The sequence below is a fragment of the Serratia marcescens genome (genome assembly GCF_006715005.1).
GTDB classification, from domain to species: Bacteria; Pseudomonadota; Gammaproteobacteria; order Enterobacterales; family Enterobacteriaceae; genus Serratia; species Serratia montpellierensis.
On the sequence record NZ_VFMJ01000001.1, the window covers coordinates 2,864,724 to 2,880,572 of the forward strand.

16 protein-coding genes and 1 pseudogene are annotated in these 15,849 nt (G+C 61.9%); 9 read left to right on the plus strand and 8 right to left on the minus strand.

Features of this window, described 5'->3' with window-relative positions; translation table 11 throughout:
• From gsiC to FHU12_RS13780, 5 genes are all read right to left on the minus strand, one after another.
• Entirely contained in the window at positions 1-921 is a 921-nt protein-coding gene (gene gsiC / locus FHU12_RS13760) for a glutathione ABC transporter permease GsiC (protein ID WP_038880960.1), read from the minus strand.
• A gap of 52 nt (positions 922-973) precedes the next feature.
• Complete coding sequence (gene gsiB / locus FHU12_RS13765; RefSeq protein ID WP_141969970.1) at positions 974-2,509, minus strand: glutathione ABC transporter substrate-binding protein GsiB; 1,536 nt, start codon at positions 2,507-2,509, stop codon at positions 974-976.
• A 23-nt stretch (positions 2,510-2,532) separates the two neighbouring features.
• A complete protein-coding gene (locus FHU12_RS13770; RefSeq protein ID WP_141969971.1) occupies positions 2,533-4,407 on the minus strand; it encodes a dipeptide ABC transporter ATP-binding protein in 1,875 nt (624 codons plus the stop codon).
• A gap of 19 nt (positions 4,408-4,426) precedes the next feature.
• Positions 4,427-5,383 carry an isoaspartyl peptidase/L-asparaginase family protein gene (locus FHU12_RS13775; RefSeq protein WP_141969973.1) on the minus strand — a complete coding sequence of 319 codons (957 nt, stop codon included), beginning with the start codon at positions 5,381-5,383 and terminating at the stop codon, positions 4,427-4,429.
• Between the two features lie 358 nt (positions 5,384-5,741).
• Positions 5,742-6,278, minus strand: a complete 537-nt coding sequence (locus FHU12_RS13780) for a DUF924 family protein (protein WP_038880951.1) — start codon at positions 6,276-6,278, stop codon at positions 5,742-5,744.
• A gap of 157 nt (positions 6,279-6,435) precedes the next feature.
• On the opposite strand from FHU12_RS13780, the gene moeA reads away from it, so the two are divergent.
• Together moeA and moeB are read left to right on the plus strand one after the other, a co-directional pair.
• A complete protein-coding gene (gene moeA, locus FHU12_RS13785) occupies positions 6,436-7,674 on the plus strand; it encodes a molybdopterin molybdotransferase MoeA (RefSeq protein ID WP_141969975.1) in 1,239 nt (412 codons plus the stop codon).
• 2 nt (positions 7,675-7,676) lie between these two features.
• Complete coding sequence (gene moeB, locus FHU12_RS13790; protein ID WP_141969977.1) at positions 7,677-8,432, plus strand: molybdopterin-synthase adenylyltransferase MoeB; 756 nt, start codon at positions 7,677-7,679, stop codon at positions 8,430-8,432.
• 51 nt (positions 8,433-8,483) lie between these two features.
• Here the strand turns inward: moeB and FHU12_RS13795 are convergent, their stop codons facing one another.
• Positions 8,484-10,076, minus strand: coding sequence for an ABC-F family ATPase (locus tag FHU12_RS13795; protein WP_025302134.1), 1,593 nt, complete (start codon positions 10,074-10,076; stop codon positions 8,484-8,486).
• Positions 10,077-10,257: 181 nt separating this feature from the next.
• On the opposite strand from FHU12_RS13795, the gene FHU12_RS13800 reads away from it, so the two are divergent.
• Together FHU12_RS13800 and FHU12_RS13805 are read left to right on the plus strand one after the other, a co-directional pair.
• Positions 10,258-10,902 carry an Ssp6 family T6SS pore-forming effector gene (locus tag FHU12_RS13800; RefSeq protein ID WP_065424615.1) on the plus strand — a complete coding sequence of 215 codons (645 nt, stop codon included), beginning with the start codon at positions 10,258-10,260 and terminating at the stop codon, positions 10,900-10,902.
• Positions 10,899-11,114, plus strand: a complete 216-nt coding sequence (locus FHU12_RS13805) for a hypothetical protein (RefSeq protein ID WP_025302132.1) — start codon at positions 10,899-10,901, stop codon at positions 11,112-11,114. Before FHU12_RS13800 ends, FHU12_RS13805 begins: the two co-directional genes overlap by 4 nt.
• Before the next feature lie 86 nt (positions 11,115-11,200).
• Here the strand turns inward: FHU12_RS13805 and FHU12_RS13810 are convergent, their stop codons facing one another.
• Positions 11,201-12,112 (minus strand): alpha/beta hydrolase family protein, encoded by a 912-nt coding sequence (locus tag FHU12_RS13810; protein ID WP_141969978.1) that lies wholly within the window; start codon positions 12,110-12,112, stop codon positions 11,201-11,203.
• Between the two features lie 91 nt (positions 12,113-12,203).
• On the opposite strand from FHU12_RS13810, the pseudogene FHU12_RS27525 reads away from it, so the two are divergent.
• A pseudogene (locus FHU12_RS27525) lies at positions 12,204-12,634 on the plus strand (hypothetical protein).
• Here FHU12_RS27525 and cynR read toward each other — a convergent pair.
• Complete coding sequence (cynR, locus tag FHU12_RS13820) at positions 12,558-13,508, minus strand: transcriptional regulator CynR (protein ID WP_141969980.1); 951 nt, start codon at positions 13,506-13,508, stop codon at positions 12,558-12,560. The pseudogene FHU12_RS27525 and the gene cynR sit on opposite strands and share 77 nt — an antisense overlap.
• Before the next feature lie 114 nt (positions 13,509-13,622).
• Between cynR and FHU12_RS13825 the strand changes: the two genes are divergently transcribed.
• The 4 genes from FHU12_RS13825 to FHU12_RS13840 all read left to right on the plus strand — a co-directional run bounded on the left by FHU12_RS13825 (position 13,623) and on the right by FHU12_RS13840 (position 15,822).
• Entirely contained in the window at positions 13,623-14,276 is a 654-nt protein-coding gene (locus FHU12_RS13825; RefSeq protein ID WP_141969981.1) for a carbonic anhydrase, read from the plus strand.
• A 19-nt stretch (positions 14,277-14,295) separates the two neighbouring features.
• Complete coding sequence (gene cynS, locus FHU12_RS13830; RefSeq protein WP_141969983.1) at positions 14,296-14,766, plus strand: cyanase; 471 nt, start codon at positions 14,296-14,298, stop codon at positions 14,764-14,766.
• A 233-nt stretch (positions 14,767-14,999) separates the two neighbouring features.
• A complete protein-coding gene (locus FHU12_RS13835; protein WP_004939031.1) occupies positions 15,000-15,257 on the plus strand; it encodes a YjhX family toxin in 258 nt (85 codons plus the stop codon).
• A 58-nt stretch (positions 15,258-15,315) separates the two neighbouring features.
• Positions 15,316-15,822, plus strand: coding sequence for a GNAT family N-acetyltransferase (locus tag FHU12_RS13840; RefSeq protein ID WP_141969984.1), 507 nt, complete (start codon positions 15,316-15,318; stop codon positions 15,820-15,822).
• Positions 15,823-15,849 lie beyond the last annotated feature (27 nt).

The following is a 15,849-nucleotide window of genomic DNA, read 5'->3' on the forward strand; positions in this document are numbered from 1 at the left end:
TCATTGGTAACGAATCGCCGGGTTGATCGCCGCGTACAGCATATCCACCAGCAAATTGATCAGGATGAACTCCAGCGAGAACAGCAGCACCTCGGCCTGGATCACCGGGTAATCGCGCATCTCCACCGAGTCCACCAGCAACCGCCCCAGCCCCGGCCAGTTGAACACTTTCTCCACCACGATCGAACCGCCGAGCAGGAAGCCGAACTGCAGCCCCATCATGGTCACCACCGGGATCATCGCGTTGCGCAGGCCGTGCTTCATCACCACCACGCTTTCCCGCACGCCCTTGGCGCGCGCGGTGCGCATGTAGTCCTCCTGCAACACCTCCACGAACGAAGCGCGGGTGAAGCGCGCCATCACCGCCGCCACCGCCGCCCCCAGAGTGATCGAAGGCAGAATGTAGTGCCGCCAGCTGTCGGCGCCCACCGTCGGCAGCCACCCCAGCTCGACCGAGAACACCTGCATCAACAGCATGCCGAGCGCAAAGGCCGGGAACGAGATCCCCGACACCGCCAGCGTCATGCCGAGGCGATCCGGCCAGCGATTGCGCCACACCGCCGACACCACGCCGATCGCCAGACCAAACGCCACCGCCCACAGCATGCTGGTGACGGTCAGCCAGAAAGTCGGCATAAAGCGCGAGGCGATCTCTTCGCTCACCGGGCGTTTGGACACCATCGAAATGCCGAAGTCGCCCCGCAGCGCGTTGACGAAGAAGTGCGCGAACTGCTGCGGCAGCGGCTTATCCAACCCCAGATCCTTGCGCACCAGCTGCACCACCGCCTCGTCGGCCTCCGGCCCCGCCGCCAGCCGCGCCGGATCGCCCGGCAGCAGGTGAACGAACAGGAACACCAGCACCGCCACGATCAGCAGCGTCGGGATCAGGCCCAGCAGTCGTTTCAGAAAATAATTGAGCATCTCATTCCTTCCCCCACCTGCCGCCGTCTGGCCGCAGGCGGGGATGGGCGCCTTATTTCAGATCGGCGTTATCAAAGTTGAACGAGGTATCCGGCATCACGTAGAAGCCGCTCAGCTGTTTGCTGTTGGCCGACAACAGACGTTCGGTCGCCAGGAAGATCCAGGGCGCGTCGGCCCAGATGCGATCCTGTGCGTCCTGATACAGTTTCTGCTTCTCGGCGCGATCGGTGGTCGCCAGCGCGTCGGTCAGATCCTTGTCCACCTGCGGGTTGCTGTAGAACGCGGTGTTGAACTGCTTCGGCGGTGCCGCCTGGGTAGAGAACAGCGGCGACAGCGCCCAGTCCGCTTCCCCGGTCGAGGCCGACCAGCCGGTGTAGAACATCCGCACGCCGGTGTCTTTCACCCCGACGCTCTCTACCTGCGCCGCGCGCTGCCCGGCATCCATCGCCGTCACCGTCACTTTCACCCCCACCTGCGCCAGTTGCTGTTGAGTGAACTGCAGCACTTTCTGCGCGGTGCTGTGGTTGTGGGAAGACCACAACGTGGTGGTGAAGCCGTTCGGGTAGCCGGCCTCTTTCAGCAGCTCGCGCGCCTTGGCCGGATCGTACGGCCACGGCTTGTAACGGGCGGCGAAATCGATGGCCGGCGGCACCGGCCCTTCCGCCGGCACCGCGTAACCGGCGAACGCCACTTTGATCAGCGCGTCCTTATTGATGGCGTAGTTCAGCGCCTGACGCACCTTCGGGTTGTCGAACGGCTTTTGGGTGACGTTCATGCTGATGTAACGCTGCAGAATGGACGGCGCGGCCACCACGTCCAGCTTGGCGTTGCCTTCCAGCACCTTGGCCTGCTCGTAAGGGATCGGGAAGGCGAAGGTCGCCTCGCCGGTCTGCAGCATCGCCGCGCGGGTGTTGTTATCCACCACCGGGCGCCAGGTGATGCTGTCGAGCTTCGGCAGCCCCGGCTGCCAGTAGCCGTCGAACTTCTTCACCTTGACGAAGTCGGTCTGGTTCCAGGTCACGAACTGGTACGGGCCGGTGCCGACCGGGTGGAAACCGATCTCTTTGCCGTATTGCTTCAGCGCCGCCGGCGAGATGATCGCCGCCGCCGGGTGCGCCAGGTTGTTGACGAACGCCGAGAACGGCGCCTTCAGCACGATCTTCACCGTATTGGCGTCTACCGCTTCGGTTTTGTCGATCATCTTGAACAGGTTGTAGCGCTTGAGGTGGCTGTCCGGGTTACTGGCGCGATCGAGGTTGGCCTTCACCGCCTCGGCGTTGAACGCGGTGCCGTCGTGGAATTTAATGCCCTGGCGCAGTTTGACGGTATAGGTCAGGCCGTCTTTGCTGACCTCATAGCTGTCCGCCAGTACGTTCACCAGCTTCATGTCCTTGTCGAAGCCGAACAGCCCCTGATAGAAAGACTTGGCCACCGCCTGCGACAGCGTGTCGTTGGCGTCGTAAGGATCGAGAGTGGTGAAATTGGACGCCACGGCGATCACCGCGTCCTTCGCCGCCCAAACCGGGCCGGTTCCCGCCGCCAGCAGTATGGCGGCCAACAGCGCATTGCGTTTGAATGTGTGCTTCATGTCGCTTGTCTCTCCTGAGGTCTTTAAAAAGCACCGGCGATCGGGTGGCGGGCGACAAAGTGCCCGGCGCCAACCTGCACCAACGGTGCGGTAACGGGTTCATCGCCCAGTGCGCGCACCGGGCTCGGGATCTCATCGGCCGGCAGCGGCTGCCGTTTGTGGGCATGAGCGGGATCGGCCACCGGCACCGCCGCCATCAGTTTGCGGGTATAGGGGTGCTGCGGATTGTCGAACACCGCCTGCCGCGGGCCGATCTCGACAATTTGCCCGAGGTACATCACCGCCACCCGGTGGCTGATGCGCTCCACCACCGCCATGTCGTGTGAAATGAACAGAAAAGCAATGCCGAACTCGCGCTGCAGATCGAGCAGCAGATTGACGATCTGCGCCTGAATCGACACGTCCAGCGCCGAGACCGCCTCGTCGGCGATCACCACTTTCGGGTTTAGCGCCAGCGCGCGCGCGATGCAGATACGCTGGCGCTGGCCGCCGGAAAATTCGTGCGGGTAGCGGCGCGCATGCTCCGGCAACAGGCCGACGCGTTCCAATAGCCAGGCCACCCGTTGCTCCGCCTCCCGGCCGCGCATCACGTTGTGCACCAGCAGCGGCTCCATGATGGAAAAACCGACCGTCAGGCGCGGATCGAGCGAGGCGTAAGGATCTTGAAAGATGAACTGAATATCGCGCCGCAGGTGCTGCAGCGCCGGCCCCTTCAATTGGTCTATCCGCCGCCCGGCGAAGGTGATGGTGCCGCTCTGGCTGTCCACCAGCTTCAGCAAAGCGCGCCCGGTGGTGGACTTGCCGCAGCCGGACTCGCCCACCAGCCCCAGCGTCTCGCCGGGGTAAAGATCGAAGCTGACGTTTTCTACCGCGTGCACCCGGCGAGTGACCCGATTAAACAACCCGCCGCGCAGATCAAAACGCGTGACCAGATGCTCTACCCGCAGGATCGGCGCAGCGTCTGGCGGTACGGTATCCTGCGGCGCCGTATCCCCCTCGCCGTCCGGCAGCGGAAACTTCGCCGGCAGCGGCAGTGCGGCCATCGCCCCCAGCTTCGGCACCGCCGCCAGCAGCGCCCGGGTATAGGCCTGCTGCGGCGCGGCGAATAACTCACGCACCCGATTCTGTTCCACCTGCTCCCCACGGCGCATCACCAGCACCCGGTCGGCTATCTCTGCCACCACGCCCATGTCGTGAGTGATGAAGATCACCCCCATCTGCATCTCCTGTTGCAGCACGCGGATCAGCTGCAGGATCTGCGCCTGAATGGTGACGTCGAGGGCGGTAGTGGGTTCATCGGCAATCAGCAACGCCGGTTTGCAGGAGAGCGCCATGGCGATCATCACCCGCTGGCGCATGCCGCCGGAAAGCTGATGCGGGTAGCGCCCCAGCACCTCTTTGGCCTCCGGAATGCGCACCAGATCGAGCATGCGCAGCGCCTCCTGACGCGCGCTGCGGTGGTCCATGCCCTGATGCAGGCGCAGCGATTCGGCGATCTGCTCGCCGACCGGAAATACCGGGTTGAGCGAGGTCATCGGCTCCTGGAAGATCATCGCCATGTCGGCGCCGCGCACCGTGCGCAGCGTGCTCTGCGAGGCGTGCGCCAGATCGAGCAACGCGCCGTCGCGCCGGCGCAGCGTCATGGCGCCGCTGACGATGCGCCCGCCGCCCTGCTCCACCAACCGCATCAGCCCCAGCGAAGTCACCGATTTGCCAGAGCCGGACTCACCGACGATCGCCAGCGTCTCGCCGCGATCGAGATCGAACGACAGGTTGCGCACCGCTTCCACGGCGCCGTCCACTTGAGGAAAACTGATGCTCAGATCGCGCACCGTCAGCACCCGCTGCGGCGGCAATGACAATTCGTCGCCGGCGGGCCGGAATGAAACGTCGGTCATACCCCCTCCCGGTGAACGCTTAGCGATAAATCCCGACGGACGGCGCATCGCCGACATAACCAAAACCGCGATACATCCCCTCGCAGTTAAACGGCAGCGCGATATTGCCGTGGCGATCGACGGCGATCATGCCGCCGCTGCCGCCCAGTGCAGGCAGTTTCTCCATCACCACCCGATCGCTGGCCGCCTGCAGACTGAGGCCGCCGTATTCGATCAGGGCGGAGACGTCATAGGCCGCCACGCCGCGCATGAAAATCTCGCCGGTGCCGGTGCTGGAGACCGCCACGGTGGCGTTGTTGGCATAGCAACCGGCGCCGATAATCGGCGTGTCGCCCACTCGCCCTGCCTGCTTGTTGGTCATGCCGCCGGTGGAGGTGGCGGCGGCAAGGTTGCCCAGCGCATCCAGCGCCACCGCGCCGACGGTGCCGAATTTGCGATCGGGATCGAGCGGATCGCCGGCCTGTGCCGCGCCGTCGTGATCGAGCAATACCCGGCCCTGCTCCGCCTGGGCGCGGTGCAGCTGATCAAAGCGTTCTTGGGTAAAGAAGAAGTCGGGGGTAACCATTTCCAGGCCGTGGGCGGCGGCAAACTTCTCGGCGCCTTCGGCGGCAAACAGCACGTGTTCGCTGTTTTCCAGCACCGCGCGCGCCGCCAGCACCGGGTTGCGGACGCGGCTGACGCCGGCGACGGCACCGGCATCGCAGGTGCGGCCGTCCATCACGCAGGCATCCAGTTCGTGGGTGCCCTGATGGGTGAACACCGAGCCTTTGCCGGCGTTGAACAGCGGGCACTCTTCGAGTAGTCGCACCGCTTCGGTCACCGCGTCCAGCGCGCTGCCACCCTGTGCCAATATCGCCTGCCCGGCAGCCACGATCTCGGACAGCGCCTGGATATACTGCCGTTCTTTTTCCGCACTCAGCGCCGCCCGGGTAATTGCGCCCGCGCCGCCATGAATGGCAATCACTGGTTTGCTCATTTGCCTGACACCCTGTGTTAATCCCGCCGTTGCACAGCGAATAAGCTGAGCGCGGTATCATTATTATTCAGTCTTTTTCGACTCTATTTAGTCCTACAGTGGAAGTACAGCATAACGTCCACGCCCCGCTTTTAGCGTAGCGCGCTTAGACCGTTTCGCACCTTAAAATAGCTTATTGGAATAAAAACAGCAGGTTATAAAAAGCAGCAAACCGCTGACAGTGCGGCCGGGATTATTGGTAATTTCGCGGGAGGAAATAGCGGTAGAGCGTAATGAAATAAACGTTCGCGCTGAGTCACGCTTATTGTGGCGCCCGGCCTGCGTTTTTTCCTCCGGCCGGGCGCAGATGATCCAACGATTAAAAACCCGATCCAGGCTGCTGCAAAAAGGCCTCTTCTTCCGGCGTGCTGGTGCGCCCCAATATCGCATTGCGATGCGGGTAGCGGCCGAAACGATCGATGATCGCCTTATGCCGCAGCTCGAATTCCAGCTGATCGCCGTTATTGAGCTCGGTATACAGAACCAGCGCCTGTTGGTGGATCAACGGCGATTCCGAGTGCATGAACGGCAGATAAAGGAAGCCGCGCTGCTCGCGGCTCAGCCGTTCGCACTCGCCGCTGCGGATCGCCTCCTGCGCCAGGATCAGCGCCATGCCGTCGCAGGCGAAGGACTGCGGCGTGCCGCGGAACAGATTGCGGCTGAACTGATCGAGCACGATCACCTCCGCCAAGCGCCCCTCGATGGTGTCGCGCCAGTGCGCCAGCTCCCCCGCCGCCGCCGCCCGCCAGATTTCGCCGAAACGGCTGTGCAACAGACGATCGAAATCGTCGTCCTTTTTAAACCACATCACCGGTTCGATTTCGTCGAACCAGAACTCGATCACCTGTTTATGCATCATGATTCTCCTCTGTTTTGCGCAGTTTATACCCGTTCGCCCCGGTGCCACAGTACGAAAGATGGCAAGCATAACCCGTTCTCCCCCCCGGCGTTCTCTGCCATAATACCCGCACTTTGTCGCTATTTTAGCGCACCCTGATTACGGAGTTCCCTTTATGGATCATTGCCATACTTCCGATCTCATCTCCCTGGAGCAAGCGCTGGAAAAAATGCTCGGGCAGATCGCCCCGCTGCAGCAAACCGAATCCGTTGCCCTGACCGCCGCCGCCGGCCGCATCACCGCCGCCCCAGTGGTCTCGCCGCTCGACGTGCCGCCGTTCGCCAACTCGGCGATGGACGGCTATGCGGTGCGCCTCGCCGATCTGGCGGCCAATGCGCCGCTGCCGGTCGCCGGGAAAGCCTTCGCCGGCGCGCCGTTCGACGGCCAATGGCCGGCCAACAGCTGCGTGCGCATCATGACCGGCGCTCCGATCCCGGCCGGAGCGGACGCAGTGGTCATGCAGGAGCAGGCCGAGGTGAGCGACCAGGGCGTGCGTTTTACCGCACCGGTTGAAGCCGGCCAGAATATCCGTCTGGCGGGTGAAGACATTCGCCGGGGCGCGAGCGTATTGCCGGCCGGCGTGAAGCTGGGCGCCGCGCAGCTGCCGCTGCTGGCTTCGCTTGGCGTCGCCGAGGTGCAGGTAATGCGTAAGCTGAAGGTGGCGGTGTTCTCCACCGGCGATGAACTGCAGCCGGTCGGCCAGCCGCTGCAGGCGGGCCAAATCTACGACACCAACCGTTTCGCGGTGCGCCTGATGCTGGAACAGCTGGGCTGCGAAGTGCTCGATCTCGGCATTATCCGCGACGATCGCGATGCGCTGCGCGCCGCTTTCGAACGGGCGGACAGCCAGGCCGACGTGGTGATCAGCAGCGGCGGCGTCTCGGTCGGCGAGGCCGACTACACCAAACAGATGCTCGACGAGCTGGGCCAGGTCAGCTTCTGGAAGCTGGCGATCAAACCCGGCAAACCCTTCGCCTTCGGCAAACTGAGCCACGCCTGGTTCTGCGGCCTGCCGGGCAACCCGGTTTCCGCCGCCCTGACCTTCTACCAACTGGTGCAACCGCTGCTGGCCAAACTGGCCGGCCACAGCGATTGGCGCCTGCCGCCGCGTCTGTGCGCGCGCGCGCTAACCCCGCTGAAGAAATCGCCGGGCCGCCTCGATTTCCAGCGCGGGGTGTTCAGCAGCAACGCCGCGGGTGAACTGGAGGTCAGCACTACCGGCCACCAGGGCTCGCACGTCTTCAGCTCCTACAGCCAGGGCAACTGTTTCATCGTGCTGGAGCGCGAACGCGGTTCGGTGGCGGTAGGCGAAACGGTGGAGATCGAGCCGTTCAACGCCCTGCTGAGGAGCTAAACATGCTGCCGGAATTGACCGACGCCGAAGCGCTGCGCTACAACCGCCAGATCGTGCTGCGCGGCTTTGACTTCGACGGCCAGGAGAAGCTGAAGGCCGCCCGCGTGCTGATCGCCGGGCTGGGCGGGCTGGGCTGCGCCGCTGCGCCATATCTGGCGGCGGCCGGCGTCGGCCATCTGGTGCTGGTGGATTTCGACACCGTCTCGCTCTCCAACCTGCAGCGCCAGATCCTGCACCGCGACGATCGCATCGGCCAGAGCAAAGTCGCCTCTGCCAGGCGGGAACTGAGCGCCATCAATCCGCATATCCGCATCGATGCCATCGACGGCCGTCTGGAAGATGACGCGATCGCGGCAGAGATCGCCGCCTGCGATCTGGTGCTGGACTGCACCGACAACGTGGCGGCGCGCGACGCCCTGAACCGCCTGTGCCACGCGCAGCGCAAGCCGCTGGTTTCCGGTGCTGCGATCCGCATGGAGGGCCAGCTCAGCGTGTTCACCTATCAGCCGGGCGAGCCCTGCTACCGCTGCCTGAGCCGGCTGTTCGGCGACAGCGCCCTCACCTGCGTCGAAGCAGGCGTGATGGCGCCGCTGGTCGGCACCATCGGCACCCTGCAGGCGATGGAAGCCATCAAGCTGCTGGCCGACTATGGTCAGCCGCTGCGCGGCAAGCTGTTGATGTTCGATGCGATGAGCATGCAGTTCCGCGAGATGAAACTGCCGAAGGATCCGCACTGCGAGGTGTGCGGCGGGGCGTGACGGATAAAAAAAGGGCGGGATAATTCCCGCCCTGATGCGTTGCCGCGAGGGTTATACGATGCCCTGGCTGCGCAGATAGTCTTCGTAGTTGCCGGTAAAGTCGATCACCTTGTTCGGGGTGATTTCCAGAATCCGGGTCGCCAGCGAACTGACGAATTCACGGTCGTGGGAGACGAAGATCAGCGTGCCTTCGTACATCTCCAGCGCCATGTTCAGCGATTCGATGGATTCCATATCCAGGTGGTTGGTCGGTTCGTCCATCACCAGAATATTCGGGCGCTGCATCATCAACTTACCGAACAGCATGCGGCCCTTCTCACCACCGGACAGCACCTTCACGCGCTTCTTGATATCGTCCTGGCTGAACAGCAAACGGCCCAGCACGCTGCGCACCGCCTGCTCGTCGTCTTTTTCCTGCTTCCACTGGCTCATCCAGTCGAACACGGTCAGGGTGTCGTCGAACTCGTATTCGTGATCCTGTGCGTAATAACCGATACGGGCGTTTTCCGACCACTTCACGGTGCCGCTGTCGGGCTGCGCGTCGCCCACCAGCGTTTTCAGCAGGGTGGTTTTACCGATGCCGTTGGCGCCCAGCACCGCGACCTTCTCACCCACTTCCACCATCAGGTTCAGCTTGTTGAACAGCGGGCCTTCGTCGAAGCCCTTGGTGAGCGCTTCCACTTCCAACGCGTTACGGAACAGCTTCTTATCCTGCTCGAAACGGATGAACGGGTTCTGGCGGCTGGAGGCTTTCACCTCTTCCAGCTGGATCTTGTCAATCTGGCGGGCGCGCGACGTGGCCTGCTTGGATTTGGAGGCGTTGGCGCTGAAGCGGCTGACGAACGACTGCAGCTCGCTGATCTGCGCTTTCTTCTTGGCGTTGTCCGCCATCAAACGCTCACGCGCCTGGGTGGCGGCGGTCATGTATTCGTCGTAGTTGCCCGGGTAAACGCGCAGCTCACCGTAGTCCAGATCCGCCATGTGGGTGCAGACCATGTTCAGGAAGTGACGGTCGTGCGAGATGATGATCATGGTGCTGTTGCGCTCGTTCAGCACCTGCTCCAGCCAACGAATGGTGTCGATGTCCAGATTGTTGGTCGGTTCGTCGAGCAGCAGGATTTCCGGATCGGAGAACAGCGCCTGCGCCAGCAACACGCGCAGCTTGAAGCCCGGCGCGATTTCGCTCATCGGGCCATAGTGCTGTTCCACCGGAATGCCCACGCCAAGCAGCAGTTCGCCGGCACGCGCTTCGGCGGTATAACCGTCCATTTCGCCGTAGGCCACTTCCAGGTCGGCTACTTTATAGCCGTCTTCTTCGCTCATCTCCGCCAATGCGTAGATGCGGTCGCGCTCTTCCTTCACCGCCCACAGTTCGGTGTGACCCATGATCACGGTGTCCAGCACGCTGTACTGCTCGAAGGCGAACTGATCCTGACGCAGTTTACCCAGGCGCTCGTTCGGATCGAGGAACACGTTGCCGCCGCTCGGCACCAAATCGCCGCCGAGGATTTTCATAAAGGTGGACTTGCCGCAGCCGTTGGCGCCGATCAGGCCGTAACGGTTGCCGCCGCCGAATTTGACAGAGATGTTTTCAAACAACGGCTTACTGCCGAACTGCATGGTGATGTTGTTAGTGCTTAACACAGCGCTCGCTCTTTATACATAGGGAATGTGATTTGGCGCGCATTATGCCACAACGGGGTGCAGAGATCGCGGGAAGTTTCGGTGACATTTTGAGCGGTGGGTTCACGCCGTTTGCCGGTGGGCATTGGCTTGCGTACAAAAAGTCTGCTAGATTCGGCGCTTCATATTGAAAAGGATTTCTATGAAAAGCGCAAAGCAGATAGCCAACGATATGGCCGATGCCGTAAACATTGATAGCAATTTAGTGCGCGGGTTTGCACAAGGTTTTATCAGCGTACCGGTCGATTTCTACTACCTGGGCTACGACTATATTGATACTGAAAACAGATGGTTAAACTCGCAAGATAAAGAGCGATTTATCAGACTCATCAAGTCAGGCCTGGCCAATAAAGCGAGCATCGAGAAAGTGGCTCATATCTTCATCGAAAACTTCGCCAGTAAGGTCAAGTTTGAAGATGTTAAGGACATGACCATAAGAACATCAGGCAAACTCATCGGCAAATTCGCCTTTAATCAGTTAGCCACCGCAAACATGGGATATATATTCTCTAAACAAATCATCCCACGGCTTGTCTCCGGTGTTGCCGTTGGCTCAATTCTCACCGCAGGGGCAAGCATATCGCGCTCTGTCTATACATCACGCGACTTGAGGGCAAGAAACTCACGGATGTATGATCAACTTAGACGCCTGGGAAACCTCGATCTGCTGTACTTTCTGTTAGAAAACAAAGTCCGACCATTCGAGGATGCCGTCTCGGTTTGGGAAAGAGATCGAAAGAAATTCAACCAAATTTGTCAGTACTTTTTTGCAAAGGTTAACGTATGAAGAACTTTATGCTGGCGGCTTTATCCAGAATTATTCAGGGCATTGGGTGCGGCGTTGTGGCCCTCTCGCTGTTAGCCATTGTCTGGTTCATGTTTTATTCCGACGATAGTTTTAAGTATCTGTGGGTTGCGACCTCCATAGCTGGAATTTTCTTAGGGTATTTCATTTTCAGGTTTGCGGTTAAAAAAATACACGACGGAAGCCCTGATTAAATAACATTGTGTTCAATTGAGCAGCAGATCACTCAGTCCAAAGAAACTCGCGTCAATTATTACATAGCTTGTCCTAATACCGACGCTCAGCGCAGCTGCTTCTCCAGCCACGCGCGCATATCCGCCACCACCCGCGTCATCTCGCTGTCGCCGTTCTCGCGCCGCATCACATGGTCCAATGTCGAATAATTAAGGTAGGTGATATTCGTTTTACCGTCGGCCCGCAGCTCGGCGATCATTTTCCCGACCGCCCCCGGCGAAACGGCGCGATCCTGGTCACCCTGCACGATCAGCACCGGCGTCTTGATGCTGCGCAGGGTGGCGAGCTGATCGATGTTCAGCATGCCATGCCACCAGGCATAGCCATGATCGCTGGCGTTCAGGGGGAACGGCGGCGCCGTCATCACCTGCTGTAAAAATGCGTTCAGCCCGGCCACCTCTTCCTTCGGCGCGTCGGCGGCGCTGTGGCGCACGTCGTCGATAAACCAGCGCCCGCCACCGCTGAACGCGAGGGTGGCGTCAACCAGGCCCGAGGAGGCCGTCACCAGATTGGCGATCACCGCCCCTTCGCTGCCCCCCAGCACCGCGACCTTTTGATAGCCGTTTCGCGCAATCACCGCCTGCAGCACCTGGGTGACATCGCTCACCCGCCGCTGCGGCGTATCATGCTGCACGAAAGCATCCGGGCAATCCTGCCGCGGCACCTCTTCGCGGTACGGCAAGGTGTCGTCGATGCCGTATTTCTCCACCGTCAGCAGGTCTGCGGCGGGTAACGCCTGCCGCATCGGCGTGACCAGGCGGATATGCCGCACGCTGTTGCAATCCGAACCTTGCAGGATCACCAGCAGCGCCGCCGACGATTGCCCGGGCACCGCAGCGTCCAGATAGTAATGAATACTCGAACCATCCTCCCGCGGCAGCGTCAGCGCTGCAGATTGCGCCATCGCCAGCCCGCTCCACAGCGCCAATACGTTCAGCATGCCTGTCGCCACTCTCATCACTTGCTCCTCTTCCCTGTTGCGTTCGGTTAATTCGTCTTTTCTGGTCTACGCTTCATGCCAATCACGTTTCTGACAGGGAAGCCTTACCATGCCACACCTCTATAACACCGCACTGCTGATCGGCGCCGCGCTGAGCACCATCGCCGCCCTGTTGCATATTTGGGTGATCGCCGCCGGGCCGCGCGGCTATCGGCTGTGCGGCGCCGGCGATCGCTTCATTAAGGCGGCGGAAGCGGGTAAAAGTTCCCGGCCGTCGTCACCGCCGGTATCGCGCTGATGCTGTTTATTTGGGCGCTGTATGCGCTTTCCGGCGCGGGCCTGATCGCGCCGCTGCCACTGCTGCGGCCCGCGCTGTTTATCATTACCTTCATCTACCTGTTGCGCGGCGTCGCCGGCCCCTTCGCCCTGCGCGATACCGGCCGCAGCCAGCGTTTTATCGTCGTCAGCTCGCTGATTTGCCTCGGCTTCGGGCTGGTCCATCTGCTGGGGATGACGCAGCGCTGGAGTGCGTTGGCGTAACGCCCTGTTGCTGCAAAACGGCGATAAACGCCTGCGCGGCGGCGCTGCGGTAAGCGCCTTTGCGCTGCAGCCATACCGCCTGCCGCACCGGCATGGCGTTGGCCAACGCCACTTTTTTCAACTGCCGGTTCTCGCGCGCAATGGCGGCCGGCAGCAGCGTGGCGAGCTGCCCGCGCCGCACGATCTCGACGATAGCGCCCAGCGCATTGGCCTCCACCGCCACCTGCGGCCGAAATCCCAACTGTGTGCAGTAACGATCGATAAACTGCCGCGTGGCGAAGTCGCCACTCAGCAAAGCCAGCGGCAGATGTTGCCACTCCGCCAGCCTCAGCGGCCGGCGATGCGCCGCCAGGGGATGATCGGCGCCGACCATCAGCTCCAGCGTCTCGCTGAACAACGGCGTGGCTTCTACCTCCGCCGACTGCGCCATCTCGAAGGCGATCCCCAGGTCCAGCCGATCCTGCGCCAGCAGCGCCTCAATTCGCTCTTGCGCCATCTCCTCAATGCTCAGGGTAATCCCCGGGTAGCGGCGGTAGAACGCATCGATCGTCGGCCCCACCAGATAGGCGGTGAAGGTTGGCGTCATCGCCAGCCGCAAATGGCCGCGCGCCAGCGTCGCCACGTCATGGATCGCCCGCGCGCCGGCGTCCAAATCCTGCAGCGCCAGCCGCGCATAGCGCATCCACGCCTCACCGGCGTCGGTCAGGCGCACGGCTCTGCCGCTGCGATCGAACAACGGCGCCCCCAGTGCGTCTTCCAACTGCTTGATCTGCTGGGACAACGTCGGTTGCGAGACGTGCAGCGCTTCGGCGGCGCGGGTGAAGTTGCCCTGTTCGGCAACGGCCAGAAAATAACGGATGTGTCGCAGCAGCATAGCGTCCCAACTATTAGTAAAACCTATAACCAGCATTATAAATGGGTCTTAGACCCTATAGCCAGAAGCGTTCATCATGTCGCCATCGCATAACGACACCCAATGGAGAAACGGATGAAAGAGGTGATTGAAGGCTTCCTGAAGTTCCAGCGCGAAGCCTTTGTTGAACGCACGGCGCTGTTTCAGCAGTTGGCGACCCGCCAAAACCCGCGCACCCTGTTTATCTCATGTTCCGACAGCCGCCTGGTGCCGGAGCTGGTCACCCAGCGCGAGCCGGGCGATCTGTTCGTGATCCGCAACGCCGGTAACATCGTGCCTTCTTTTGGCTCCGAACCCGGCGGGGTTACCGCCTCGGTCGAGTACGCCGTCGCTGCGCTGGGCGTGGAAGACATCGTGATCTGCGGCCATTCCGACTGCGGCGCGATGACCGCCATCGCCACCTGCCAGTGTCTGGATCACCTGCCGACGGTCGCCGGCTGGCTGCGTTACGCCGATTCCGCCAAGGCGGTCAACCAGGCTTATCCGCACGTCTCCGACGCTGCCCGGGTCGCGTCGATGGTGCGCGAAAACGTCATCGCCCAGCTCAACAACATCAAAACGCACCCTTCCGTCGCCCTGGCGCTGGATCAGGGCCGCCTGGCGCTGCACGGCTGGGTCTATGATATCGCCAGCGGCGCTATCGAGGCGCTGGACGGCGAAACCCGCCGCTTCGTGCCACTCGCCACCCATCCCGACGTGACCGCCATCCCGGCGATCGCCCGTTTTTAAGTCAACAAAAGGAGCTAACATGACACACTCTCTGCACAACGCCGCCCCGCGCGAAGCGCTCACCGACACCATCATGGACGCCAAGATCCGCCATAACCTGACTTTCGACGCACTGGCCGAGGGCACCGGTCTCAGCCTGGCGTTCGTCACCGCCGCGCTGCTGGGGCAGCATGCGCTGCCGGAACCGGCGGCGCGCACGGTAGCGGCCAAGCTGGGGCTGGACGAAGAGGCGGTGCTGCTGCTGCAAACCATCCCGCTGCGCGGCAGCATTCCCGGCGGCGTGCCGACCGATCCGACCATTTATCGCTTCTATGAAATGCTGCAGGTTTACGGCTCCACGCTGAAAGCGCTGGTGCACGAGCAGTTCGGCGACGGCATCATCAGCGCCATCAACTTCAAGCTGGATATCAAAAAGGTCGCCGATCCCGAAGGCGGCGAACGCGCGGTGATCACCCTGGACGGCAAATACCTGCCGACCAAGCCTTTCTAATTGGCCTTTCGCCGGCGGCCCGCGCCGCCGGCAAATTGACAGCCAACCGGCCATTGGCTACATTATCTGCGCTGAAACGCCGCCCTGGCGTTTTTCACTGCCCGAGGCCTGTATGTTGGAGATTGTAACCACCCGATAGTCGCTTCCTTGCCGTATGGCGAGGGACTCTGACGTATCCGACGCGCGTTTGCGCGGGGATGCGCGTATCTGGGGTTATTACAGGATCTCCCAACATGAACATTTCCAAAGCGGAACAACGCGTGCTGCACGTGTTGGCCAAAGGCGGCTATATCGCCTTCACCCGCAACGACGCCGGTCGCGTCACCCACGTCGAATGCTACACCCGCGAAGGGCTCGGCCTGGCCGACTGCTCGCTGGCCGTCTTCACCAAGCTCAAAACCAAACGCCTGATCCTCTCTCGCCAGGGGCGCCCTTATCGCGTCACCTTTGCCGGGCTCAAGGCCGTGCGTGCGCAGCTGGATAACCGTTAATCATCGATACCGGCCGGGCAGCCCGGTCGGCACAGCCTTATTTAATCAGGATACAACCATGAACATCACTTTACGCCACGAAACGCCGACCGACGTCGGCGCCATCGCCACCCTGACCGCCGCTGCGTTCCTGCATGCCGAACACAGCAGCCACACCGAGCAGTTTATCGTCAACGCGCTGCGCGCGGCGGGAGCCCTTACCCTGTCGCTGGTCGCCGAGCACAATGGCACACCGATCGGGCACGCGTCCGTCTCGCCGGTCGTACTCAGCAACGGCGCCGCCGGGTGGTACGGGCTGGCGCCGGTGTCGGTGCTGCCGGCCTGTCAGAGCCAGGGGATCGGCAGCCGGCTGATCCGCCAGCTATTGGCCGAACTGCAAGAACGGCACGCCGCAGGCTGCGTGGTGCTGGGCGATCCGAACTATTACGGCCGTTTCGGCTTCCAGGCGCAGACCGCGCTGACCTTGCCGGGCGTGCCGCAAGACTACTTCCGCGCCATCGCCTTCCAGGGCGTGCTGCCGTGCGCGGAGGTCACCTTCCACAACGCGTTTAACGCCGAAGCCTAACCGTTGCCGGCGCCGTCATGGCGCCGG

What these genes read in the sequence shown, in the direction of transcription:
- gsiC (WP_038880960.1), bottom strand. Translation starts at nt 921, where the DNA reads ATGCTCAATTATTTTCTGAAACGACTGCTGGGCCTGATCCCGACGCTG.
- gsiB (WP_141969970.1), bottom strand. Translation starts at nt 2,509, where the DNA reads ATGAAGCACACATTCAAACGCAATGCGCTGTTGGCCGCCATACTGCTG.
- FHU12_RS13770 (WP_141969971.1), bottom strand. Translation starts at nt 4,407, where the DNA reads ATGACCGACGTTTCATTCCGGCCCGCCGGCGACGAATTGTCATTGCCG.
- FHU12_RS13775 (WP_141969973.1), bottom strand. Translation starts at nt 5,383, where the DNA reads ATGAGCAAACCAGTGATTGCCATTCATGGCGGCGCGGGCGCAATTACC.
- FHU12_RS13780 (WP_038880951.1), bottom strand. Translation starts at nt 6,278, where the DNA reads ATGCATAAACAGGTGATCGAGTTCTGGTTCGACGAAATCGAACCGGTG.
- moeA (WP_141969975.1), top strand. Translation starts at nt 6,436, where the DNA reads ATGGATCATTGCCATACTTCCGATCTCATCTCCCTGGAGCAAGCGCTG.
- moeB (WP_141969977.1), top strand. Translation starts at nt 7,677, where the DNA reads ATGCTGCCGGAATTGACCGACGCCGAAGCGCTGCGCTACAACCGCCAG.
- FHU12_RS13800 (WP_065424615.1), top strand. Translation starts at nt 10,258, where the DNA reads ATGAAAAGCGCAAAGCAGATAGCCAACGATATGGCCGATGCCGTAAAC.
- FHU12_RS13805 (WP_025302132.1), top strand. Translation starts at nt 10,899, where the DNA reads ATGAAGAACTTTATGCTGGCGGCTTTATCCAGAATTATTCAGGGCATT.
- FHU12_RS13810 (WP_141969978.1), bottom strand. Translation starts at nt 12,112, where the DNA reads ATGAGAGTGGCGACAGGCATGCTGAACGTATTGGCGCTGTGGAGCGGG.
- cynR (WP_141969980.1), bottom strand. Translation starts at nt 13,508, where the DNA reads ATGCTGCTGCGACACATCCGTTATTTTCTGGCCGTTGCCGAACAGGGC.
- FHU12_RS13825 (WP_141969981.1), top strand. Translation starts at nt 13,623, where the DNA reads ATGAAAGAGGTGATTGAAGGCTTCCTGAAGTTCCAGCGCGAAGCCTTT.
- cynS (WP_141969983.1), top strand. Translation starts at nt 14,296, where the DNA reads ATGACACACTCTCTGCACAACGCCGCCCCGCGCGAAGCGCTCACCGAC.
- FHU12_RS13835 (WP_004939031.1), top strand. Translation starts at nt 15,000, where the DNA reads ATGAACATTTCCAAAGCGGAACAACGCGTGCTGCACGTGTTGGCCAAA.
- FHU12_RS13840 (WP_141969984.1), top strand. Translation starts at nt 15,316, where the DNA reads ATGAACATCACTTTACGCCACGAAACGCCGACCGACGTCGGCGCCATC.